Raw genomic sequence first — 22,348 nt, forward strand, 5'->3', positions numbered from 1 at the left:
GCGTCTCCTGTTCTTCTGATTGTCCCTATCTGGAGACGATAGCCAGAAAAAACAAACCCCGCCGTTTCAAGGGCGGGGTTGGCAGCAAACACGGTTTATCTGGCTCGCGAAGAGCAGAAAACAGACAGCCTGTGGGAGCGAGCTTGCTCGCGAAGCTTTTAGACCGGCTCGGCCCACAGGTCGTACTCATCGGCATCGACCACGCGGCAAAGGATCTTGTCGCCCGGCTTGAGGTCGCGGTCGGTTTCGATGAACACGTTGCCGTCGATTTCCGGCGCATCGAAGAACGAGCGGCCGACGCAGCCTTGCTCGTCCACTTCGTCGATCAGCACTTCGATTTCCTTGCCGATCTTCATCTGCAGGCGCGCGGCGCTGATGGCCTGTTGATGAGCCATGAAGCGGTCCCAACGCTCCTGCTTGACGTCGTCCGGCACGATCGGCGCGTCCAGCAGGTTGGCAGGTGCGCCTTCGACCGGCGAGTACTGGAAGCAGCCGACGCGGTCCAGCTGCGCTTCGGTCAGCCAGTCCAGCAGGTACTGGAAGTCTTCTTCGGTTTCGCCCGGGAAGCCGACGATGAAGGTCGAGCGGATGATCAGGTCAGGGCACTGCTCGCGCCATTTCTTGATGCGTGCCAGGGTCTTGTCTTCGAACGCCGGGCGTTTCATCAGCTTCAGCACTTTAGGGCTGGCGTGCTGGAACGGGATGTCTAGGTACGGCAGGATCTTGCCTTCGGCCATCAGCGGGATGATTTCGTCGACGTGCGGGTACGGGTAGACGTAGTGCATGCGCACCCACACGCCCAGCGAGCTCAGGGCCACGCAGAGTTCGGTCATGCGCGTCTTGACCGGTTGACCGTTCCAGAAACCGGTGCGGTATTTGACGTCCACGCCGTAGGCGCTGGTGTCCTGGGAGATCACCAGCAGCTCCTTGACGCCGGCCTTGACCAGACGCTGGGCCTCGTCCAGCACATCGCCCACCGGCCGGCTGACCAGCTTGCCGCGCATGGACGGGATGATGCAGAAGCTGCAGCTGTGGTTGCAGCCTTCGGAAATCTTCAGGTACGCGTAGTGGCGCGGGGTCAGCTTGATGCCTTGCGGCGGCACCAGGTCGATCAGCGGGTTGTGATCGAGTTTCGGCGGCGCGGCATCGTGCACGGCGTTGACCACCTGCTCGTACTGCTGCGGGCCGGTGACGGCCAGTACGCTGGGGTGCACGTTGCGGATCACGCTCTCGTCCACGCCCATGCAGCCGGTGACGATCACCTTGCCGTTTTCGGCGATGGCTTCACCGATGGTGTCCAGCGATTCGGCCTTGGCGCTGTCGATGAAGCCGCAGGTGTTGACCACCACCACATCGGCGTCTTCATAGGTCGGCACGACCTGATAGCCTTCCATGCGCAGCTGAGTGAGGATGCGCTCCGAATCGACGAGCGCCTTCGGGCATCCAAGGCTGACAAAGCCGACCTTGGGGGCGGCTGGCGTGGTAACGGTGGACATGACTAACCTCGGCTTGGATATGCCTGGGCGTGTGGCCGAGGCATTGACTGGGCGCTTGAGGCGCCTCTGATCAAAAAGTGCGCAATTCTAGCGATGAGCGAGGCGATTGACCAGCGTTAAACCGAGAATTACGACGAGTGCTGCGCTATGCTTCGCGGCGTTGAACCCGGCAGCCCTCGCGTGCCGGGAACATCGGAATTTACCGGTGCGCGGCGGGTCCATCCCAAGGCTGCGCATCGCAGCATTCGAGACAGGGTTTCAGGAGTAGTTAATGGGTCACGCAACCAGTCAGGCCGATGGCGATCATTCATCAGTCAAACCCTTGAGTTTGCTGGTGGGGGCGGTCGGGGTGGCATACGGCGATATCGGCACCAGCCCGCTGTATACCATCAAGGAAGTGTTTGTCGGCGGTTACGGCGTGCAGGTCGGTCACGATGCGGTATTGGGGATCCTGTCGCTGATTTTCTGGGCGCTGGTCTGGGTCGTGTCGTTCAAGTACATGGCGTTGGTGCTGCGCGCCGACAACGACGGCGAGGGCGGGATCATGGCGCTTACGGCGCTGGCCCGGCGAGCGTCTGCCAGGTACCCGAAATTGCAGGCGACCATGATCGTCTTCGGTCTGTTCGGCGCTGCGCTGTTCTACGGCGACAGCATGATCACCCCGGCGATCTCGGTGCTCTCGGCGGTCGAAGGCATGGAGCTGGCGTTCGACGGCCTGGAGCACTGGGTGGTGCCGATCGCGCTGATCGTGCTGGTGGCGCTGTTTCTGATCCAGCGTCACGGCACGGCGCGGATCGGCGTGATGTTCGGCCCGATCATGGTGCTCTGGTTCGTGACCCTGGGCGTACTGGGCATCCACGGGATCGTCCAGCAGCCTGAAGTGCTCAACGCGGTCAACCCGATCTGGGCGCTGCGCTTCTTCATCGATCACCCTGGCATGGGCGTGGCGATACTGGGCGCCGTGGTGCTGGCGCTGACCGGCGCCGAGGCGCTGTACGCCGACATGGGCCACTTCGGCCGCAAGCCGATTTCCCGCGCCTGGTTCGGTCTGGTGCTGCCCGCGCTGGTACTCAATTACTTTGGCCAGGGCGCCGTGGTGATCGAGAACCCGGAAGCGGTGCGTAACCCGTTCTACCTGCTGGCGCCGAGCTGGGCACTGCTGCCGCTGATCGGCCTTTCCACGCTGGCGACCATTATCGCGTCCCAGGCGGTGATTTCCGGTGCGTTCTCCATGACGCTGCAGGCGATCCAGCTCGGTTATATCCCGCGCATGTACATCCAGCACACCTCAAGCGACGCTCAGGGCCAGATCTACATCGGCGCGGTGAACTGGACGCTGATGGTCGGCGTGATCCTGCTGGTGCTGGGTTTCGAGTCTTCCGGCGCACTGGCGTCGGCCTATGGCGTGGCAGTGACCGGCACGATGTTGTGCACCACCATTCTGGTGGCCTCGGTGATGCTGCTGGCGTGGAAATGGCCGCCTTTCATCGCTGTGCCGATTCTGGCCGGCTGCCTGTTCGTCGACGGCATGTTCTTCGCCGCCAACGTACCGAAAGTGGTGCAGGGCGGTGCGTTCCCGTTCCTGGCCGGTATCGCCCTGTTCATCCTGATGACCACCTGGAAGCGAGGCAAACAGCTGCTGGTCGAGCGCATCGACGAAGGCGGCCTGCCATTGCCGATCTTCATCAGCAGCATCAGCGTACAGCCGCCCCATCGCGTTCAAGGCACGGCGGTGTTCCTGACCGCACGCCCGGATGCCGTCCCCCACGCGCTGTTGCATAACCTGCTGCACAACCAGGTGCTGCACGAGCAGGTGGTGCTGCTGACGGTGGTCTATGAGGACGCGCCGCGGGTGCCAGCCAGCCAGCGTTTTGAAGTCGAGGCCTATGGCGAGGGCTTCTTCCGGGTGATCCTGCACTTCGGCTTCATCGACGAGCCGGACGTCCCGGCGGCCTTGAAACTGTGCCATCTGCCGGACCTGGACTTCAGCCCGATGCGCACCACCTATTTCCTCAGCCGCGAGACTGTGGTCTCCACCAAACTGGCCGGCATGGCCCGCTGGCGCGAAGGCCTGTTCGCGTTCATGTTGAAGAACGCCAACGGCAACCTGCGCTTCTTCAAGCTGCCGTATAACCGGGTGATCGAGCTGGGGACGCAGGTGGAGATGTAATTGACTCAGGGGCAAGATCAAGAGCGTTCTTCCTAACGTCAGATCTGTTTCGACTTCGTCGAGTTACTTGAAAAGACACCAAGTAACCAAGTGTCCTTGCTCCTGGTTGGGCCTCTCCTTCGTCGAGGTTCCCTCACTCCGGTCTCGTTCCGTGGGCCCGCCGCAAACGCGCCATCCATGGCGCGATGCGGCTCTCGCGGCATCCATGCCGCTCGGCCCACTCCACGAGACCTGCGTTCGGCCTGCACCCAAGTCGCGTTTTGTGGCGCTTGCAAGCTTGGCGTACGAAGATCAAAAGCAACGGCAACGGCAACGGCAACATCATGAGGAACCTCGACCGTAGCAGTCCGGCTTGCCGGCGTTCTGCTGCGAAGCGGCAGTAAAATCAGGCGACTTGGCCGTGTCAGGTAAACCGCGTGCGCAGGATCTGCTGCCGCTTCGCGGCAGAACGCCGGCAAGCCGGACTGCTACGGTCGAGGTTTGCTCGTGATTTTGATGTTGATCTTCATGCGCGATGGCTCAGACACCACAAATCGCGACTTGGGTGCAGGCCGAACGCAGGCGATGTGGAGTGGGTCAAGCGGCAGGATGCCGCGCGAGGCGCGGGGCCATGGATGGCCCATTCGCGCCGGGCCCACGGAGCATCGCCGGAGGGAGGGAACCCGACGAAGTCGGGCCAAACCAGGAGCAGAAGGACTTGGTTACTTGGTCCCTTCAAGTAACTCGACGAAGTCGAAACAGATCTGACGTTAGGAAGAACGCTCTTGATCTTGACCCCATAAAAATCCCCGCAGTCGTGAGAGTGCGGGGATTTTTTTGTGCAGGCCGTTTTACTCGGCGCTGGCCGACTCCGCTGCTTCCTTGCCTTTCCACTTGTCGATGACCGCGATCAGGCGTTTGGCCAGAGCGGGGTAGTCTTCGTCGAAGTGGTGGCCGCCGGGCAGCTGTTGTTTCTGGCCGGGGGCGGTGGCTTCGGTGCAGCCGCTTTCGTCCTTTTCTTCCACGCCGTAGACGCAGAACACCTTGTCACCCGGCAGCTTGGCCATTTCCGGGCCGGTGGCCGCTTCCTTGCCTGAGGCGCCGAGCCAGCCTTCCACGGCGATCTCGAAGCTGCCGCTACGGGCGAAGGCCAGCAGGATGATGCCGTCCACGCGCGCCTTGTCTTCTTCCGGTAGGCGGTTGTAGACCGCTGGCAGCACGTCGGCGCCGAACGAGTAGCCGGCGAGGACGAAGTGCTTGGCACCCCATTTCTGCCGGTAGTGCGCCATCAGCTCGCTCAGGTCGGTGGCGGTCTGCTCGGGGGATTTGTGCTCCCAGTAGTAGCGCAGGGTGTCGATGCCGACCACCGGGTAGCCGCCGGACTTGGCCATGTCGCCTGCCACGTCCTTGTCCAGGTCGCGCCAGCCGCCATCGCCGGAGAGGAACAGGGTAACGGTGTCCGAAGGCTGGCTCGATGGCACTTCAACCACCGGGATGTTCAGGCCGCCGCTGGCATCGTCGGCGATCAGCAGATGGCGGACTTCGGTGTTGAGGATCTGCGGGTACTTGATGTCGTAGTCGCTGATTTTGGTTTCGGCATTGGGCGTGTCACGAACGAACACGGCGGTCTCGTCATCCGGGCCATCGTTCCAGGCCACGGTCCACTTGCCATGGGCGGCGGCCTTCGGCGCCGGGACCTTGCAGTCAGGCTGATTGAGGACGAAGTTGACCGAAATCGCCTGGGCCTTGTCGTTGGTCTGATTGGCCAGCCAGTCCCACGCCACCGAGCCGCCGGCACTGATGCCGGCAACCACGTCCGGCGTGCCGTCGAGCTTCTGCAGGGCGGCCTTGAAGGTCTTGTCCTGCAGTTGGCAGTCGTCTTTTGGCAGTACGACCTGAATCATCTGGGCCGAGGCGTCATAGCTCAGGGCCAGGACCTGTTTCTCGGTCAGCGCATCTTCGGTGGTCACGGCCAGGGCCACATGGGTCTTGACCTTGGTCGACGGGGTGGCGCGAATCAGCGCCGAGCCGTCGTCCAGCGTAAAGCGTTCCAGGGTCGGTTGGGCGGCAGGGCGGTTCCACAGCCAGAAACCCAGTGCAACGACCAAAATCACCAGGGCAGCAAGCAAAAAGCGCCAGTAGCGTTGAATCATCAGCGTTTCACCAATCCAGTCAGGCCGCCCGCGATCAGGGCGGCGGTGTCTGCCAGTGCCACCAGCGGATCGAGTCCGGCGGGCACGGCCATATAACGAGGTTCCCAGTCAGGCTGGAATTTGTCTTTGAAGCGGCGCAGGCCCTGGAAGTTGTAGAGCTGTTCGCCGCGGGTGAACACCATCGAACCCAGACGCTGGGTCAGCGGGGCGCCACGCCGTGGCTGCAGGCCCGACAACGGCACCATGCCCAGGCTGAAGCGGGTGTAGCCTTCCTTTTTGTAATGCAGGATCAGGCCGACCATCATGAATTCCATGGTCAGCTTCGGCGCATCGGGGTGCGAGCGCATCAGATCGAGGCTCGCCAGATCGTTGCGCGAGGTTTCCAGCAGGTTGGAGAACGCAACCGGCTTGCCCTGAAAGTGCACGATGGCGATGCGGAAATGCTTGAGGTAGTCGAGGCTGAAACGGCCCAGGGAGAAACCTTTCTCGCGCACGTTCTTGCCGGTGAGCCAGGCATCGGAAATCACTTTCAGCTCGTCCATCGGCGCCTGGCCGACTTCGTAGATTTCCAGCGACAGACCGTCGCGACCACCTCGGTTCCAGGTGTAGCGCAGGTCTTTCATTTCCTTGCCCTTGGCGTCGATGTCGAACTTGAGCAGGTCGACCCGCGCTTCCTCGCCCAGCTTGATGGCGGTCAGGCCAATGTCCATGTAGAACGGCAGGTTCTCGGCGCGGACCTGATAGAACACCGGACGGGCGTGGTGCACGTCGCACAGGTCGCGGAATTGCCAGATCAGCTCGGCGCGCTGCTGGGTCGGGCCGATAGGGTCGTACAGCGCCACCAGGCTGCGGCCGCGGTGGGCATACATCAGGAAGGCGTTGCCCTCCGGGTGCAGCAGCACGGCCTTGTCGCCGGTCAGCACCAGGCCGCCATCGGGCTGGTTGGACGCCTTGATGATTTCGGCGGCCTTGGCCAGTTGCGCTTCGTCCGGCAGGTCGATCTGTGGGCGCGCGGTGCGCAGCAGCCAGGTCAGCGAGACGATCACCAGCAGCACCGCACTGCCCAGCGCCGAGCGCAGGCCGCGGGGGGCGTCGGCGTCCAGGGTGAATTGCCACCACAGCTGATGGCTGTACGGCACGTCCTGATAGGCGAACAGCAGCAGCCAGAACGAGGCGCCGAGCACGCAGATGCTGGCCACCAGATACAGCGGCGAGAACGGCAGTTCGAACAGGCGGCTCGGGCGATAGAACGAGCGGCGGAAGATCGCCAGCAGACAGGCCGTGAGCAGCAGCAGGCTGGCTTCTTCCCAGTCGAAACCCTTGAGGATCGACAGGATGGAGCCTGCGAACAGCAGAATCGTGGTCAGCATCCAGGCGGCAGACAGGCGACGACGCAGGCCCTGAGCCAGCAGCAGGCACAACACGCCGATCAGGCTGGCGCCGAAGTGCGATGCATCGATCAGGCGATGCGGGATCAGAAAGCCCAGGCTCTCCAGGCGCGTGTCGATCTCCGGGGTCGCACCGGAAAACAGCAGCACCACACCGGACAGAAACACCAGCAGCGCCAGGATCGGCGCGCCCAGCCCGGAGGCCACGCGAATGGCCTGGCGGGCGAACAGCAGGCGCTTGGCTTCGCTGAACAGCAGCACCAGACAGGCGATCAGCAACGGCAGCAGCACGTAGATCAGGCGATACAACAGCAGCGCGGCGGCCAACGGTGCAGCGCCCAGTTCGTCGGCAAAGGCGGTCAGCAGAATCGCTTCGAATACCCCGACCCCGCCCGGTACGTGGCTGAGCACGCCGGCGGCCAGGGCCAGCAGGTAAACCAGCAGGAACGCACCGAACGGCGGCGCCGACGGCAGCAGCAGGTACAGCACGGCGGCTGCGGCGGCGACGTCCAGTGCGGTGATCACCAGTTGCATCAGGGTCAGGCGCAGGCCTGGCAGACGCAGGGTGCGACGTCCGGCACGGACCAGCAGATTGTGCGGGATGGTCTGTTCCGGCAGGCGACGGCGATAGACCGCGATACCCAGAATCAGGCTCAGGGCCAGTACTGCGACAGCCACTGTGGCAAGCACCGGTACCGACAAGTGCAGAGCCAGGGACGCGGCGGGCAGGTCACTCAGAGTGGCCAGCGCCGCCAGCGGCGGCAATGCGCAGCCCAGCGACAGGCTGGCAAACAGAGTCATGTGGGCGACTTCGCCAGCCCCCAGCCCAAGCCGGGAATACAGGCGATAGCGGACCGAGCCGCCAGACAGCATCGACAGGCCCACGGCGTTGCCGATGGCGAACGCGCAGAAACCGCCCATGACCAAAGACTTGGGCGGCAGGTCCACGTTGGCGTATTTGCTCGCCGACCATTCGTAGCCCAAGAGAATGGTGAAGCCGATGATCGTCGCCAGCACGGCGCCGCCCAGCGAAGGCAGAGGCACGCTGAGCAGGGAATCCTGCAGGGCGTAAATGTCCAGCTCCATGAGCATGTGACGACAGGCGATCAATGCCAGGGCGAACAGCAGAATGGTGACCGCTACGCCGATGGGCTGACGATATTTGCTCACCAGCTCGCGCAGGCGCGGTCGGGCAGGGGAAACCGGAGGATTCTCTGGAGCTGCTTCGTTGGTGTCGGATGGGTTGGCGCGCATCAATCACTCCTTGGATCGTGCGCGACAGGATGGGGGTATACAGCCAAGTTACCAATCCCTACGCAAAAAATAATTCAGGATGTTAGCGCTTCAACGTCTAACGGGCGAATACGGCAGTTACGTCTCGGTGACTGTTCAGTCTAGGTTCAGTTACTGGCGAGCGTATCGGCACGAGGGCAAAAAACTGTCGTGCCCGGTAACACAGGGTAACAAGCTACGTCAGGGCCCGGCGATTTCGACAATGAAATGTGACAAGGGTTTATCTCTGTCATTCGGTGACTTTCGTCAGGGCAAAAAAAAGGCCACTCTTTCGAGTAGCCTTTTTCAGACGTTTGGTTGCGGGAGCCGGATTTGAACCGACGACCTTCGGGTTATGAGCCCGACGAGCTACCAGGCTGCTCCATCCCGCGTCTGTGAGGCGGCATTCTACAGCCGAACGCCAGCGTGTCAACCTTTAATGCGAAGGTGCGACAAATTAACCACAGTCAATCGGGTGAAACGGCTAAGTGACGGTCGGACAAGGCTTTTATCACAACAGCCAGCGTTCAGCAGATGGCCATCATCAAGGGCGAATGTTTCAGGCGTATGAAGGAGGCGTGAAGCGGGGAGGGGTAAAAAACGCGCATAAAAAAGGCCACTTTTTCAAGTGGCCTTTTTCGATATCTGGTTGCGGGAGCCGGATTTGAACCGACGACCTTCGGGTTATGAGCCCGACGAGCTACCAGGCTGCTCCATCCCGCGTCTGATGTGGCGGCATTCTACAGACCAATTCTCGGGTGTCAAGCAGAACGCCTGAAAAAACTGCTTTTTCTTCAAATGGTTAGCGCCTGATGTCAGTGCCGGTCAACGCGCAGGGCCCGTAGGACGGGGCTGACAAGGCAGTCAGCGACCTTGGGAAGGCGTGTGGCCGAAATGACTTGGAGCGTGTCAGACGCAGGCCCGGGTGAGATACTGCGCAACCCCAATCCTACGACCGTCGTCATGCCGCAGCGCAAAATCATCCACATCGACTGTGATTGCTTCTATGCCGCCATCGAAATGCGCGACGATCCGCGCCTGGCCGGCAAGCCGCTGGCGGTGGGCGGTTCGGCGGAGCGGCGTGGGGTCATCGCGACCTGCAATTACGAGGCCCGGGCTTATGGCGTGCGTTCGGCGATGTCGTCGCGCCATGCGCTGTCGCTGTGCCCGGACCTGACCATCGTCAAGCCGCGCATGGACGCTTATAAGGAAGCGTCGAAGGAAATCCATACCATCTTTCGCGATTACACCGACCTGATCGAGCCGTTGTCGCTGGATGAGGCCTACCTGGATGTTTCCGAGTGCGAGCACTTTTCCGGCAGTGCCACGCGCATCGCCCAGGATATTCGTCGGCGAGTCTCCAATCAGTTGCACATCACGGTGTCGGCCGGTGTTGCGCCGAACAAGTTTCTGGCCAAGATCGCCAGCGACTGGCGCAAGCCCAACGGGCTGTTCGTGGTCACCCCGGATCAGGTCGAGGATTTTGTGGCGGAGCTGCCGGTGTCCAAGCTGCACGGCGTGGGCAAGGTGACGGCCGACAAGCTCGGTCGGCTGGGGATTCTCAGTTGTCTGGACCTGCGAAGCTGGAGCAAGTTGGCGCTGGCGCGCGAGTTTGGCTCGTTCGGCGAGCGGCTGTGGAACCTGGCCCATGGCATCGACGAACGTCCGGTGCAGAACGACAGCCGTCGCCAATCGGTGAGTGTCGAGAATACCTACGACACGGATTTGCCGGATCTGGCCAGTTGCCTGGCGCGGTTGCCCGAGCTGCTGGAAAGCCTCAACGGCCGTATTGCGCGAATCGATACCCTGTACCGGCCAGGCAAGCCGTTCGTGAAAGTGAAGTTTCATGATTTCACCCAGACCACGCTGGAGCAGGCCGGGGCAGGGCGGGATCTGGAAAGTTACGAGCAGCTGCTGACGCAGGCGTTCGCACGGGGCAGCAAGCCGGTGCGGCTTTTGGGGATTGGTGTGCGGCTGCATGACCTGCACGCCGCACACGAACAGCTTCAATTGTTCAACTGACGGGCGTCATTCGCTGCCGACGGGAACCGCCACCAGTCGACCTGCATCCTTGGCCAGCGCGCGCAGAAACTCGTGCTGCAGCTGTGGATCGTTGCGGGTCATTTCGATCAGCGACTGCTCCAGGTCACTGGCTTCTTCTTCCAGGCCCAGTTCCGACAGGCGCTTGACCCGGTGCACCCACTGGCTGACCTCGTCGTCTTCCAGGTCGTCGTAGATCAGGTCGTGTGCTTCGATCAGCTTGCCGCGCAAGGACTTGCTCAGTGGCAGGCTGGTGCTGGCCTGCACGTTGGTCTGTTCGTCCTCGACCTTGATGTTCAGCTGGGTGATGTGGCTCAGGTCCTGCTCGGCAAACGGGCTGTCCAGCAGGTTGAGGCGCAGCACGCCATTGCGGTCGGTGTTTAGCTCGTTGGTGTCCTTGCCGGCCTTGACCTGCACCGGGCTTTCGCTCCACGGCAGGCTGGTGTGCTCGACGCGATGGTCGCGCTGCACTTCATCGATGCTCGCCAGATTCTGTTGCGCCCGGCCGTGGGACGGGGCGTTCATGAACGGGTTGATGCCGGCGATGCCGTAGCTGAGCCAGTCCTTGGTCACGCTGTCGGGCAGGCTGCCAAAGGTCAGCACATTGACCACGTTGGCGCCGACACCGGCGACGATGGCCACGGCACCCAGCGGGATCTCGTAGATCTCGCGCCAGGGTTGATAGGGGGTATAGCGGTCGTAGTGACGAGTGACTTCGAATTCGGTGATGTCGAATGTCTTCAGCTCGTGGATACGGACACGACGTTGCGGCAATTCGAGCGTCTTGGGCTCGCCGACGTCGATCTGGAAACTGTGATCGAGCAATTTGCGCTCGACGCGTTCTTCGTGCTCGCTGCGTTGAGACAGATGGTTGGCGCAACCGCTGACGAGCAGCGTGCCGCACAACACGGCGCCTGCGAGGGGACTTCGCTTTGACATGAGATCTCTGTTTGCAGGTTTGGCGGACTCGCCTGGGCAAGCCGGACTGCGATCAAAGTGAAGGTGCGCCTGCGTGTGGCGGGCGCACCCTCGACTCAGCGCTTGATCCGGCCCTTGATGAAGGACACTACATCGGCCACTGGCAAGGCCTGGGCCTCGCTCTCGGTGCGGCTCTTGTATTCCAGGGTGCCTTCAGCCAGGCCGCGGTCACTGACCACGATGCGGTGCGGGATGCCGATCAGTTCCATGTCCGCGAACTTGATGCCCGGGCTGGTCTTCTTGTCACGGTCGTCCAGCAGCACGTCGAAACCGGCGGCAGTCAGCTCTGCGTACAGTTTGTCGGTGGCCTCGCGCACGGCGTCGGTCTCGTAACGCAGCGGTACCAGGGCGATCTGGAACGGCGCCAGGGCGTCGCTCCAGATGATGCCGTTGTCGTCGTAGTTCTGCTCGATGGCCGCCGCCACCACGCGGGAAACGCCAATGCCGTAGCAACCCATGGTCAGGGTGACCGGCTTGCCGTTCTCGCCCAGCACCTGGCACTTCATCGCGTCGCTGTACTTGGTGCCCAACTGGAAGATGTGACCGACCTCGATGCCGCGCTTGATCACCACGGTACCCTGGCCGTCCGGGCTTGGGTCGCCTTCGACAACGTTGCGCAGGTCAGCCACTTCAGGCACTGGCAGGTCACGCTCCCAGTTGACGCCGAAGTAGTGCTTGTCATCGATGTTGGCGCCGATGCCGAAGTCGCTCATCAGCTCGACGGAGCGGTCGATGATGCAAGGCAGCGGCAGGTTCAGCGGGCCCAGGGAGCCTGCGCCAGCGCCAATGGCGGCACGCAGTTCGGCTTCGCTGGCCATGACCAGTGGGCTGGCCACCAGCGGATGGTTGGAGGCCTTGATTTCGTTGAGCTCGTGGTCGCCACGAATGATCAGCGCGATCAGCTTGCCTTCTTCGGCAGCGTGCACCACCAGCGTCTTGACGGTTTTCTCGATGGCCAGGCCGAACTGCTCGACCAGCGCGGCGATGGTCTTGGCGTCAGGGGTGTCGACCAGGCGCAGCTCTTCGGTCGCCGCGGCGCGGGATTTTTCCCGTGGAACGGCTTCGGCCTTCTCGATGTTGGCGGCGTAGTCGGAAGTATCGCTGAACACGATATCGTCCTCGCCCGAGGCGGCCAGTACGTGGAACTCGTGGGAGCCGGCGCCACCGATCGAACCGTTGTCCGCGACCACAGGGCGGAAGTTCAGGCCCAGGCGGGTGAAGACGTTGCAGTACGCCTGGTGCATGCGGTCGTAGGTTTCCTGCAAGGAATCCTGGGTCGCATGGAAGGAGTAGGCGTCCTTCATGATGAACTCACGGCCGCGCATCAGACCGAAGCGTGGACGGATCTCGTCACGGAACTTGGTCTGGATCTGGTACATGTTGATCGGCAGCTGTTTATAGCTGCTCAACTCGTTACGGGCGAGATCCGTGATGACCTCTTCGTGGGTCGGGCCTGCGCAGAAGTCGCGATCGTGGCGATCCTTCAGGCGCAGCAGTTCAGGCCCGTACTGTTCCCAGCGGCCCGATTCCTGCCACAGCTCGGCCGGCTGAATGCCGGGCATCAAGACTTCCAGCGCGCCGGCCGCGTCCATTTCCTCGCGCACGACGTTCTCGACCTTGCGCAATACGCGCAGGCCCATCGGCAGCCAGGTGTAGAGGCCCGACGCGAGTTTGCGGATCATGCCGGCACGCAGCATCAGCTGATGGCTGATCACGACCGCATCGTTTGGCGTTTCTTTTTGGGTGGCAAGCAAATATTGACTGGTACGCATGGTCGGCCGTTGTCGGTTGCTATGACTGGGAAATGACCTGGCATTGTACGGGGGTGATACGGTCGAGTACAGGGCGGGCGGGCGCTACAGTCTGTCGGATTTCGGATATTGCAGGCATGAAAAAGCCCGGCACAAGGCCGGGCTTTTCAGTAACGAGTGTTAGACAGCGCGATTACAGAACCGAAATCGGGTAGTCGACGATCAGACGGAACTCGTTGACATCGCCTTCGCCCTGATCGGTGTTGGCACGGTGCCAGGCTTGACGAATACGGAACGACAGGTCTTTTGCAGGACCGGTCTGGACGACGTATTTGGCTTCAAGGTTGGTCTCGTGGTGGCTGCCGTCAGCACCGTACAGACCGGTGTAGGTGCTGTTCGATGGAGTGTGGGTGCCGTCGATGTCGGTACCGCTGATGTAACGGGTCATGAAGCTCAGACCAGGAACGCCATACGGAGCCATGTTCAGGTCGTAGCGAGCCTGCCAGGATTTCTCGCCAGGACCGTTGAAGTCAGAGTACTGGATGGAGTTGGCCAGGAAGATCGAGTCGCCACCGCGGTTGTTGTCGCCGATACCGATGTAGTCGAATGGCGTGTCACCGTTGACCTTCTGGAAAGCCAGGGTCAGGGTGTGTGCGGCCAGGAACGAGTAAGCAGCCGACAGCGAGTAGGTGTTGTTGCTGATGTCGCCCGCTTTCTTGCTGCCGGTGTCCTGAGTGTTGTAGTAGTTGACGTCGAATGCCAACGACTGGTCGCCGCCCAGTGGCAGGGTGTAGTTCACGTTGCCGTAGTACTGGTTCCACACGTCTTCGAGCTTGTTGTAGTAGAAACCTACGCCCAGATCGTCAGTGATGGAGTACTTGCCGCCGCCATAGGTGGAGGATTTGGAGGTCACGCCAGCGTAGGTAGCCCAGATGTCACCGTCACGGTTGGTTTCGTCCTGGCTGGTGCCGGAAGTGAAGCGACCTGCTTCCAGGTCCAGACCTTTGATCTCGCTGCTCTGCAAGGTCACGCCGGTTGCGGTTTGTGGCAACAGACGGGAACCGCCGACTGCGAACACAGGGTTCTGTGGCTGCATGTCGCCGATTTTCAGTTCGGTTTTCGAAACGCGGAACTTAACAGCACCACCGGCCTTGCCGAAGCTGTCTTCGTTGCGGCCCTGGCTGTCGGTGACCAGGTTGCCGGAACCTGAGTACTTGTCGGAACCGTCGAGCTTGAAGCCGGCGTAACCGAATGCATCGACACCCACACCGATGAGACCTTGGGTGTAGCCGGAGCTGAACACACCCCAGAAGCCCTGGGTCCAGTCTTTATCGTCGACTGCACCGGCTTTCTTGTCACGGTTGTAATAGTAGTTGCGAGCTTTCAGATCCAGCTTGCTGCCTTCAACAAAACCAGTTGCTTCGGACTGATCGCTTACGAATGCCGCAGCCGATGCCAATTGGGTACTGGCTGCAGTTACTGCCAGTGCGATTGCGCTCCACTTCATCACTCTCATCGTGACTTTGCTCCTTTGGTTTTAAGAAGAGTACTGCCGTCCACCTGTTTTTTTATCTGGCCGGCTTCTTTCTTTTTGGTGTCGGCGAAACTTATAGCACGCTGACATTATTGGCGATAGTTACGCACCCATCCTTTCGATTTCTTTACGGCCCTGTCGCAATTTGCTCTGTCCAGGTCGTAATTGAACAGCTCCATATCCATCAGACGTACAACTACCGCAGTACTTTTCGATAGCCAGGGCCCGCACCCGCAGTGATGAGAACCCTGTCAACCCGAACGCCCCCAGGAGCTTGCTCGCCATTTTTTCTTATCGGTCGCAGCGTAGACCACAGATCCGCGCTTTTCGACCCTGTGTGTGACAAAGCAACAACCGTGCACAAAGTTCCCGGGAATCTGAAAAAAATGTGGAAATGTGTCGGCTGACTTCTGGTTTGCAATGCAAGCTATTGATTTTAAAGGTAAAAAAATTCAAGAAAAAAAGCCGTTAAGCGCTGTTTAAAATCAGGTTACCGCTCAAAAATGTCACTGGCGTTACCTGTTACCGTCGGCGAGTGAGTAAAAGGCGGATAGGTGTTGTAGCAAGCGTCACGGGAGTGAGTCGTTTTGGTGCATTTGCCTCTGTCACCGCTTGAAAATGGCACGGCCATTACTGACAAAAAATGGCACGCCGCTATGACATGCTGCTGGACGTCGATAGCAGTGAGATCAACTCATTGATGTTATTGGTAAAACTCAGTTAATGAGATGTATTTTCATCTTCTTGGGTGGTCATGGCGCTGCGTCATGTCAGTGCGAGCATCCGGGGCTCGAATGCAGGCGTGCTGCTGCTCCAGATTCAACAGCTGTTGCGCAAACTGTGCGCAAAATGAAGGCTGGACGTGATTCCCGTTGTATTCCCGAGTATCCTGCTCGGCCTAATCAAAGAGTTTTTTGGCGAGCGTGAAGCGTCGAAAACTTAACCCCGCGATCAGGAGTTAATGCGTGTTCGTTTTGGATCAGCGTTTGTTAAATGACACTTTGCCAGTAGGCGACTTTCCTTTGTGCCGGCTGTTACTGTCCAATGACTCGCAGTATCCATGGTTTATCCTGGTTCCGCGCAGGGCGGATATCAGCGAGGTCTTCCAATTGTCCGAGGCGGATCAGGCACAGTTGTGGAGAGAGACGAACCTGCTGTCCAAAGTGCTTGGGCAACTGTTTCAGGCGGATAAAATGAACGTCGCCGCCCTGGGCAACGTCGTCAGCCAGTTGCATATGCATGTCATCGTTCGCCACAAGGGTGATCCGGCCTGGCCTGCGCCGGTCTGGGGCAAGCATCCTGCGGTGCCGTATGCTCAGGATCAGGTCGCCGAGGTCGTTGCTCGACTCAAGACGGTGCTTACTGACGATTTCAACTTCCTGGAGGCCTGAGCATGAATCTGGATGATCGGGTGATGGAGCTGGAAACGCGTCTGGCGTTCCAGGACGACACCATTCAGGCGCTCAATGATGTACTGGTCGCACAGCAGCGCAGCGTCGAGCTGTTGCAACTGCAGATTGCTGCACTGATCAAGCGCCAGGAAGAAATCGTGGGGCAGTTCGGGATTTCCGAGGATGAAGCGCCGCCACCGCACTATTAAAGTGGCACCCATAAAAAACCGCGCATCAGGCGCGGTTTTTTTTGCTTGCGATCAGCGGCGCGGGAGCGCGGCGATCACATCTTCGGCCTGCAGGCCCTTGTCACGATTCATCACCGAGAACTCTACGCGCTGGCCTTCGACCAGTACACGATGGCCTTCGCCGCGAATGGCGCGAAAGTGCACGAAAATATCGTCACCCGAATCGCGGGAAATGAAGCCGAAGCCCTTGGACGTGTTGAACCACTTCACGGTGCCCGTATCGCGCTGACCCGGTTCGTGTTGCACAGGGGCTGACGAAGGAGAGGACTTGTAGAAGCTGACGGCCAGGTGCACGGCGACAGCGATCACCACCGCCAGCAGGCTGACCAGCACGGCCGGTTGGCCGGCGAGGGCTTCCAGCGGGACAAGGAGGGTGAGCACTTGCAGCACGACAGCCAGCACCAGCAACGCACTGACCAGATTTTGCAGTTGATGACGCGGCCCTTTGTTCCAGTACGGAATGACTGGCGCATACGCCAGGTTGATCAGGCCGATGAATGCCAGGTAAAGCGCATTCGGTTGGGACAGGTAGGACGACGAGGCGTCGCTACCCAGGCTGGGTATGAATGACAGCAGCAGGGCGGCTGCGCCCATTAGCAGGTGGACTATTTTCAACATTTCGATGACTCACATTTAAGATGGAACAAGAAGGAAACAACTGACAACGTTCGGTACGCTTCAGAACAAAAGGAAGGCGTGATGCACGAGCGTTGAATCAGCCTGTGCGCTACAGCCAAAGGGCTTGTCGACAGCACACAACCGTATTTAACAGCAAAGGTGAGATCTACTCAAATCAAGCGCTTAGCCCGGTTGATCGAAGGCGATGATGGCAATTCGTCACATCTTCGCAAGCCGGGTCAGAAGGCTTGTCCCAGAGCTGTCTGCCGTATTTTTACAATCGCACAAGCGTTATGGTCTGTTCGAGCGCCTGTGATTATGCTCGTGAGGGCTCTGGTTCACGGGGGGGGGGGCGGACGCAGGGCGGTGCGGGTGTCATACGCAGGGATGGCTGCGTGGCGGGTTACGGCTTGCTAGAGTGTTGGGCGATCATTAATAGAAACATCATCATATAAAGAGGACGAAACATGGCAATCGATATCGGTATCAGCGAAGAAGATCGCAAGTCCATCGTGGACGGCCTTTCTCATCTGCTGGCAGATACCTATGTGCTGTACCTGAAAACCCACAACTTCCACTGGAACGTGACCGGGCCGATGTTTCGCACCTTGCACCTGATGTTCGAAGAGCAGTACACCGAGCTTGCGCTGGCGGTCGACTCGATCGCCGAGCGTATCCGCGCGCTGGGCTTCCCGGCGCCGGGCACCTATTCGACGTATGCCCGTCTGTCCTCAATCAAGGAAGAAGAAGGCGTGCCTGCTGCCGAAGACATGATCCGCTCGCTGGTTCAGGGGCAGGAAGCAGTGACCCGCACCGCTCGCGGCATCTTCCCGTTGCTGGACAAAGTCAGTGACGAGCCGACCGCCGACCTGCTGACCCAGCGCATGCAGGTGCATGAAAAGACCGCGTGGATGCTGCGCGCGATGCTCGAAGGCAAGTGATTGCGTGAGTGGGTGGCAGCGTTGCTGCCCACTCGGCTTTGCCTGAGTGCCGTGAAAGTCTGCGCTGTTTGCTTCCTGCAAACCCCTTCTTTTTCCAGTTCTTGATGTAATCTGTTTGGCTGAAACGATTTTCCTCACGTGATTACGGTGGAACTTTCGTGTTCGTGGTGCAGTTCTTTATCTGTTCCAGGCTAATAAAAAATACATATTTACCACCCGTTTTTGGATTGAGCATTTTCCGCGCTCATCTCTCGTAATTCGTCCCGCATTTGAGGTGTTCTCCTACGGCCTGAACGCCCTGTTTCTGCTGGTTTCACCCAGGTGAATAGGGCTTGATACACGGGCTGTTTATTTGATTTTCAAATGTTTCAGTTGTCGTGCTCCGGCAACTTGAAGGAGAACTGTCATGAGTCAAAATGCCACACGGGGGATCAGAGATGCGCATCGATGTCTCAAGGTTCAGCATGTTCCATTTGTCGAAAGCTTCAACATGGATCTAGCACAACCACAAGCGCGCTCGGTGAGGCTCAGCGGGCTGGCAACGTGTTTGCGCCTGGAAGGGGTTTACTGGAACATCCTCTCCGAGATCGCAAGTTGCAACAGCTGCTCGATCAATGCTGTTCTGTCGTATGTCGATCGGGAGGTTCATCTGCGCTACGGCGGTGTGAAAAATTTCAGTGGCTTGATTCGCGTGGTGTGCGTGACACACCTGCTGGAAGCCGACGGCTTGCAGCTGTCGCCTGCGTGATCCCGGCAAGACCCTAGATTCCGCTGGGACGCGCACTGCGGCCCCGCAACCGACGACAGTCGCCCGGCAACGAAGCCCGTTGCGGGCGACTTCTTCATTCCAGAGGCCGGTGCGGCTGCACAGCCTTGATTAACCCTATATAATCCCCCGCCTCACTATGGAAGGCAGAATCTGACCGTCGGGTTGAACTGCATGCCAAGGCTCCTGCACCATTGCGCTCTGGCGACGGGCGAGAGCTCCACCGAATTCCGAATTACGAGAAGTGAACACACGACCATGATGCGCAGCCATTATTGCGGCCAACTGAACGAAAGCCTGGAAGGTCAGGAAATTACCCTTTGCGGATGGGTCCACCGCCGTCGCGACCACGGGGGGGTGATTTTCCTCGACATCCGCGATCGTGAGGGCCTGGCTCAGGTGGTGTTCGATCCTGATCGCGCCGACACCTTCGCCATCGCCGACCGCGTGCGCAGCGAATACGTGGTCAAGCTGACCGGCAAGGTGCGCGCGCGTCCGGCCGGTGCGGTCAACCCGAACATGGCCTCTGGCGCCATCGAAGTGCTGGGCTACGAGCTGGAAGTGCTGAACGAGTCGGAAACCCCGCCGTTCCCGCTCAACGAATACTCCGATGTCGGTGAAGAGACTCGCCTGCGCTATCGCTTCATCGACCTGCGTCGCCCGGAAATGGCCGAGAAGCTGCGTCTGCGTTCGCGCATCACCACCAGCATCCGTGGTTTCCTGGATGGCAACGGCTTCCTGGACGTCGAAACCCCGATCCTGACCCGCGCCACGCCTGAAGGCGCGCGTGACTATCTGGTGCCGAGCCGTACCCACGCTGGCAGTTTCTTCGCCCTGCCGCAATCGCCTCAGCTGTTCAAGCAGCTGCTGATGGTCGCCGGCTTCGACCGTTACTACCAGATCGCCAAGTGCTTCCGCGACGAAGACCTGCGTGCCGACCGTCAGCCTGAATTCACCCAGATCGACATCGAGACCAGCTTCCTCGACGAAAAAGACATCATGGGCCTGACCGAGGGCATGATTCGCAAGCTGTTCAAGGAAGTGCTGGACCTGGAGTTCGGCGAATTCCCGCACATGACCTTCGAAGAGGCCATGCGCCGCTACGGTTCCGACAAGCCTGACCTGCGCAACCCGCTGGAACTGGTGGACGTTGCCGACCAGCTCAAGGAAGTCGAATTCAAGGTCTTCAGCGGCCCGGCCAACGATCCGAAATGCCGCGTGACCGCCCTGCGCGTTCCGGGCGGCGCGAGCATGCCGCGCAGCAAGATCGACGACTACACCAAGTTCGTCGGCATCTACGGCGCACGTGGTCTGGCGTACATCAAGGTCAACGAGCGTGCAAAGGGCGTCGAAGGCCTGCAGTCGCCAATCGTCAAGAACATCCCTGAAGCCAACCTGAACGTGATCCTGGATCGCGTTGGTGCGGTCGACGGCGACATCGTGTTCTTCGGTGCCGACAAGTTCAAGATCGTCAGCGAGGCGCTGGGCGCCCTGCGTATCAAGCTGGGTCACGACCTGAACCTGCTGACCTGCGAGTGGGCGCCGATGTGGGTCGTCGACTTCCCGATGTTCGAAGAAAACGACGACGGCAGCTTCAGCGCGCTGCACCACCCGTTCACCGCGCCCAAGTGCACCCCGGAAGAACTGGAAGCCAACCCGGCCGCCGCGCTGTCCCGTGCCTACGACATGGTGCTCAACGGCACCGAGCTGGGTGGCGGTTCGATCCGTATCCACCGCAAGGAAATGCAACAGGCGGTCTTCCGTCTGCTGGGCATCGCCGAAGACGAGCAGCAGGAGAAGTTCGGCTTCCTGCTCGACGCGCTGAAGTACGGTGCTCCGCCGCACGGTGGTCTGGCGTTCGGTCTGGATCGTCTGGTGATGCTGATGACCGGCGCCCAGTCGATTCGTGAAGTCATCGCCTTCCCGAAAACCCAGAGCGCTGCCGACGTCATGACGCAGGCGCCGGGTGTGGTCGACGCCAAGGCGCTGCGCGAGCTGCACATCCGCCTGCGCGAAGCGCCGAAGGCCGAGTAAGACACAGGACCGGGTGGATTCCTGCGAGAGTCCACCCGGATTCCTACGCCCGAGTCGGGCAAGAATTCGAGTGAAGCGTCCCTGTTCGAGCGATCGGCAGGTGCGTGCGTGTTTCAAGGTTTGGAGCGTGTTATGGCTGGTCATTCCAAGTGGGCGAACATCAAGCACCGCAAAGAGCGTCAGGATGCCAAGAAAGGCAAGATCTTCACCAAGTGGATTCGTGAGCTGACCGTCGCTGCCCGACAGGGCGGTGGCGATCCGGCGTCCAACCCGCGTCTGCGCCTGGCGCAGGACAAGGCGCTGGGCGCCAACATGAGCCGCGATATCATCGATCGCGCCATCGCCCGTGGTGCTGGCGCCGCCGATGCCGACGACATGGTCGAGCTGGGTTACGAAGGCTACGGTCCAGGAGGCGTGGCCGTCATGGTCGAAACCATGACCGACAACCGCAACCGCACCGCTGCGGCCGTGCGCCATGCGTTCAGCAAGTGCGGCGGCAATCTGGGCACGGACGGTTCGGTTTCCTATCTGTTCGAGCGCAAGGGGCAGATCTCCTTCGCGTCGGGCGTCGACGAAGACGCACTGATGGAAGCGGCGATGGAGGCTGATGCCGACGACGTGGTCACCCATGAAGACGGCTCGATCGACGTGTTCACCTCGTTCGCCGGTTTCTACGCCGTTCGCAACGCGCTGGAAGCGGCCGGTTTCAAGGCTGCAGACGCCGAGATCGTGATGCAGCCGACCACCAGCGCAGTGCTGGACCTCGAAATGGCCGAGAAGGTGCTCAAGCTGATCGACATGCTCGAGGATCTGGACGATGTGCAGAACGTCTACTCCAACGCGGAAATCCCTGACGAGGTGATGGAGCAGCTTGGCTGACCGTCACCTTTGTCTGGACTTGAGGCCGGAGGCACGGGGCGCTGACTCAATCAGCGCTGTCGGCCTCCGGCTTCTGCCTTTAAGCTGCGTGCAATTGTGCGCGTCACTCTTCAAGCTGCAGGCGTTATGACTCTTATTCTAGGTATCGACCCAGGCTCGCGAATCACCGGTTTCGGTGTGGTGCGTGACACTGGGCGCGGGTGCGAATACGTGGCCTCGGGCTGCATCCGCACCGGCAGCGGTCTGCTGCATGAGCGGCTGCAGATCGTCTATCGCGGCGTGCGCGAGGTGGTCCAGACCTACGGGCCGGTGACCATGGGCATCGAAAAGGTGTTCATGGCGCGCAACGCCGACTCGGCGCTCAAGCTGGGACAGGCGCGGGGGGCTGCGATCGTGGCCTGCGCCGAAGAAAGCCTGGAGATCGCCGAATACACCGCGACCCAAGTCAAACAGGCGGTGGCCGGGACAGGTGGCGCGAACAAGGATCAGGTGATGATGATGGTCATGCACCTGCTCAAGTTGACCAAGAAGCCTCAGGTGGACGCCTCTGACGCACTGGCGATCGCATTGTGCCATGCTCATACGCGTTCCAGCCTGATTCCCCATGGCCTGAATACCGCGCGTAGCCGTGGTGGGCGCTTGCGGCTCTGATAGCATCATTCGCTCATGAATTTTTACTTGCAGCTCACACGAGTCCTGCAAAGATGGCG

At 60.4% G+C, this 22,348-nt stretch carries 16 protein-coding genes, 2 tRNA genes and 1 pseudogene; 9 read left to right on the forward strand and 10 right to left on the reverse strand.

All coding sequences use genetic code 11. The features are described 5' to 3' along the window. Positions 1 to 158: 158 nt before the first annotated feature. Positions 159 to 1,496 carry a 30S ribosomal protein S12 methylthiotransferase RimO gene (gene rimO, locus AC1MEK_RS07440; protein ID WP_480395612.1) on the reverse strand — a complete coding sequence of 446 codons (1,338 nt, stop codon included), beginning with the start codon at positions 1,494 to 1,496 and terminating at the stop codon, positions 159 to 161. A 271-nt stretch (positions 1,497 to 1,767) separates the two neighbouring features. On the opposite strand from rimO, the gene AC1MEK_RS07445 reads away from it, so the two are divergent. Further along, positions 1,768 to 3,666, forward strand: a complete 1,899-nt coding sequence (locus AC1MEK_RS07445) for a potassium transporter Kup (RefSeq protein ID WP_480395613.1) — start codon at positions 1,768 to 1,770, stop codon at positions 3,664 to 3,666. 830 nt (positions 3,667 to 4,496) lie between these two features. Here AC1MEK_RS07445 and AC1MEK_RS07450 read toward each other — a convergent pair. From AC1MEK_RS07450 to AC1MEK_RS07465, 4 genes are all read right to left on the reverse strand, one after another. Then, the gene (locus tag AC1MEK_RS07450; protein WP_480395614.1) at positions 4,497 to 5,798 is read right to left on the reverse strand and encodes a virulence factor family protein; all 1,302 of its coding nucleotides are present in this window, start codon (positions 5,796 to 5,798) and stop codon (positions 4,497 to 4,499) included. Then, entirely contained in the window at positions 5,798 to 8,440 is a 2,643-nt protein-coding gene (gene mprF / locus AC1MEK_RS07455) for a bifunctional lysylphosphatidylglycerol flippase/synthetase MprF (protein WP_480395615.1), read from the reverse strand. Before mprF ends, AC1MEK_RS07450 begins: the two co-directional genes overlap by 1 nt. 333 nt (positions 8,441 to 8,773) lie before the next feature. Continuing rightward, positions 8,774 to 8,850, reverse strand: a tRNA-Met gene (locus AC1MEK_RS07460). A gap of 254 nt (positions 8,851 to 9,104) precedes the next feature. Then, positions 9,105 to 9,181 (reverse strand) — tRNA-Met (locus AC1MEK_RS07465). A 240-nt stretch (positions 9,182 to 9,421) separates the two neighbouring features. Here AC1MEK_RS07465 and dinB point away from each other — a divergent pair. Beyond that, positions 9,422 to 10,480 (forward strand): DNA polymerase IV, encoded by a 1,059-nt coding sequence (gene dinB, locus AC1MEK_RS07470; RefSeq protein ID WP_480395616.1) that lies wholly within the window; start codon positions 9,422 to 9,424, stop codon positions 10,478 to 10,480. 6 nt (positions 10,481 to 10,486) lie between these two features. Here dinB and AC1MEK_RS07475 read toward each other — a convergent pair whose 3' ends face one another. The 3 genes from AC1MEK_RS07475 to AC1MEK_RS07485 all read right to left on the reverse strand — a co-directional run bounded on the left by AC1MEK_RS07475 (position 10,487) and on the right by AC1MEK_RS07485 (position 14,743). Continuing rightward, positions 10,487 to 11,437 carry a hypothetical protein gene (locus AC1MEK_RS07475; RefSeq protein WP_480395617.1) on the reverse strand — a complete coding sequence of 317 codons (951 nt, stop codon included), beginning with the start codon at positions 11,435 to 11,437 and terminating at the stop codon, positions 10,487 to 10,489. A gap of 95 nt (positions 11,438 to 11,532) precedes the next feature. Next, positions 11,533 to 13,248, reverse strand: coding sequence for a proline--tRNA ligase (locus AC1MEK_RS07480; protein WP_480395618.1), 1,716 nt, complete (start codon positions 13,246 to 13,248; stop codon positions 11,533 to 11,535). A gap of 172 nt (positions 13,249 to 13,420) precedes the next feature. Beyond that, a complete protein-coding gene (locus tag AC1MEK_RS07485) occupies positions 13,421 to 14,743 on the reverse strand; it encodes an OprD family porin (RefSeq protein WP_480395619.1) in 1,323 nt (440 codons plus the stop codon). A gap of 983 nt (positions 14,744 to 15,726) precedes the next feature. Here AC1MEK_RS07485 and AC1MEK_RS07490 point away from each other — a divergent pair. Continuing rightward, a complete protein-coding gene (locus AC1MEK_RS07490) occupies positions 15,727 to 16,152 on the forward strand; it encodes an HIT family protein (protein WP_480395620.1) in 426 nt (141 codons plus the stop codon). A gap of 2 nt (positions 16,153 to 16,154) precedes the next feature. Next, positions 16,155 to 16,361 (forward strand): SlyX family protein, encoded by a 207-nt coding sequence (locus AC1MEK_RS07495; RefSeq protein ID WP_480395621.1) that lies wholly within the window; start codon positions 16,155 to 16,157, stop codon positions 16,359 to 16,361. A 51-nt stretch (positions 16,362 to 16,412) separates the two neighbouring features. Here AC1MEK_RS07495 and AC1MEK_RS07500 read toward each other — a convergent pair whose 3' ends face one another. Together AC1MEK_RS07500 and AC1MEK_RS07505 are read right to left on the reverse strand one after the other, a co-directional pair. Further along, positions 16,413 to 16,646, reverse strand: a complete 234-nt coding sequence (locus AC1MEK_RS07500; RefSeq protein WP_480395672.1) for a cold shock domain-containing protein — start codon at positions 16,644 to 16,646, stop codon at positions 16,413 to 16,415. 48 nt (positions 16,647 to 16,694) lie between these two features. Further along, positions 16,695 to 17,018, reverse strand: a pseudogene (locus AC1MEK_RS07505) (cold shock domain-containing protein membrane protein); the annotation flags it as partial. Between the two features lie 467 nt (positions 17,019 to 17,485). Here AC1MEK_RS07505 and AC1MEK_RS07510 point away from each other — a divergent pair. The 5 genes from AC1MEK_RS07510 to ruvC all read left to right on the forward strand — a co-directional run bounded on the left by AC1MEK_RS07510 (position 17,486) and on the right by ruvC (position 22,289). Continuing rightward, on the forward strand, positions 17,486 to 17,959 hold the full coding sequence (locus tag AC1MEK_RS07510; protein ID WP_480395622.1) for a Dps family protein: 474 nt from the start codon (positions 17,486 to 17,488) through the stop codon (positions 17,957 to 17,959). A gap of 406 nt (positions 17,960 to 18,365) precedes the next feature. Continuing rightward, positions 18,366 to 18,707 carry a ribbon-helix-helix domain-containing protein gene (locus AC1MEK_RS07515; RefSeq protein ID WP_480395623.1) on the forward strand — a complete coding sequence of 114 codons (342 nt, stop codon included), beginning with the start codon at positions 18,366 to 18,368 and terminating at the stop codon, positions 18,705 to 18,707. 276 nt (positions 18,708 to 18,983) lie between these two features. Next, positions 18,984 to 20,759, forward strand: a complete 1,776-nt coding sequence (gene aspS / locus AC1MEK_RS07520; RefSeq protein ID WP_480395624.1) for an aspartate--tRNA ligase — start codon at positions 18,984 to 18,986, stop codon at positions 20,757 to 20,759. 132 nt (positions 20,760 to 20,891) lie between these two features. Beyond that, positions 20,892 to 21,638 (forward strand): YebC/PmpR family DNA-binding transcriptional regulator, encoded by a 747-nt coding sequence (locus AC1MEK_RS07525; protein ID WP_480395625.1) that lies wholly within the window; start codon positions 20,892 to 20,894, stop codon positions 21,636 to 21,638. A 126-nt stretch (positions 21,639 to 21,764) separates the two neighbouring features. Further along, a complete protein-coding gene (gene ruvC, locus AC1MEK_RS07530; RefSeq protein WP_480395626.1) occupies positions 21,765 to 22,289 on the forward strand; it encodes a crossover junction endodeoxyribonuclease RuvC in 525 nt (174 codons plus the stop codon). The last annotated feature ends 59 nt before the right edge of the window (positions 22,290 to 22,348 follow it).

It is taken from the genome of Pseudomonas sp. 2 (assembly GCF_056627435.1).

What these genes read in the sequence shown, in the direction of transcription:
- AC1MEK_RS07525 (WP_480395625.1), top strand. Translation starts at nt 20,892, where the DNA reads ATGGCTGGTCATTCCAAGTGGGCGAACATCAAGCACCGCAAAGAGCGT.
- rimO (WP_480395612.1), bottom strand. Translation starts at nt 1,496, where the DNA reads ATGTCCACCGTTACCACGCCAGCCGCCCCCAAGGTCGGCTTTGTCAGC.
- AC1MEK_RS07480 (WP_480395618.1), bottom strand. Translation starts at nt 13,248, where the DNA reads ATGCGTACCAGTCAATATTTGCTTGCCACCCAAAAAGAAACGCCAAAC.
- aspS (WP_480395624.1), top strand. Translation starts at nt 18,984, where the DNA reads ATGATGCGCAGCCATTATTGCGGCCAACTGAACGAAAGCCTGGAAGGT.
- AC1MEK_RS07515 (WP_480395623.1), top strand. Translation starts at nt 18,366, where the DNA reads ATGAGTCAAAATGCCACACGGGGGATCAGAGATGCGCATCGATGTCTC.
- AC1MEK_RS07495 (WP_480395621.1), top strand. Translation starts at nt 16,155, where the DNA reads ATGAATCTGGATGATCGGGTGATGGAGCTGGAAACGCGTCTGGCGTTC.
- mprF (WP_480395615.1), bottom strand. Translation starts at nt 8,440, where the DNA reads ATGCGCGCCAACCCATCCGACACCAACGAAGCAGCTCCAGAGAATCCT.
- ruvC (WP_480395626.1), top strand. Translation starts at nt 21,765, where the DNA reads ATGACTCTTATTCTAGGTATCGACCCAGGCTCGCGAATCACCGGTTTC.
- AC1MEK_RS07510 (WP_480395622.1), top strand. Translation starts at nt 17,486, where the DNA reads ATGGCAATCGATATCGGTATCAGCGAAGAAGATCGCAAGTCCATCGTG.
- AC1MEK_RS07450 (WP_480395614.1), bottom strand. Translation starts at nt 5,798, where the DNA reads ATGATTCAACGCTACTGGCGCTTTTTGCTTGCTGCCCTGGTGATTTTG.
- dinB (WP_480395616.1), top strand. Translation starts at nt 9,422, where the DNA reads ATGCCGCAGCGCAAAATCATCCACATCGACTGTGATTGCTTCTATGCC.
- AC1MEK_RS07445 (WP_480395613.1), top strand. Translation starts at nt 1,768, where the DNA reads ATGGGTCACGCAACCAGTCAGGCCGATGGCGATCATTCATCAGTCAAA.
- AC1MEK_RS07485 (WP_480395619.1), bottom strand. Translation starts at nt 14,743, where the DNA reads ATGAGAGTGATGAAGTGGAGCGCAATCGCACTGGCAGTAACTGCAGCC.
- AC1MEK_RS07475 (WP_480395617.1), bottom strand. Translation starts at nt 11,437, where the DNA reads ATGTCAAAGCGAAGTCCCCTCGCAGGCGCCGTGTTGTGCGGCACGCTG.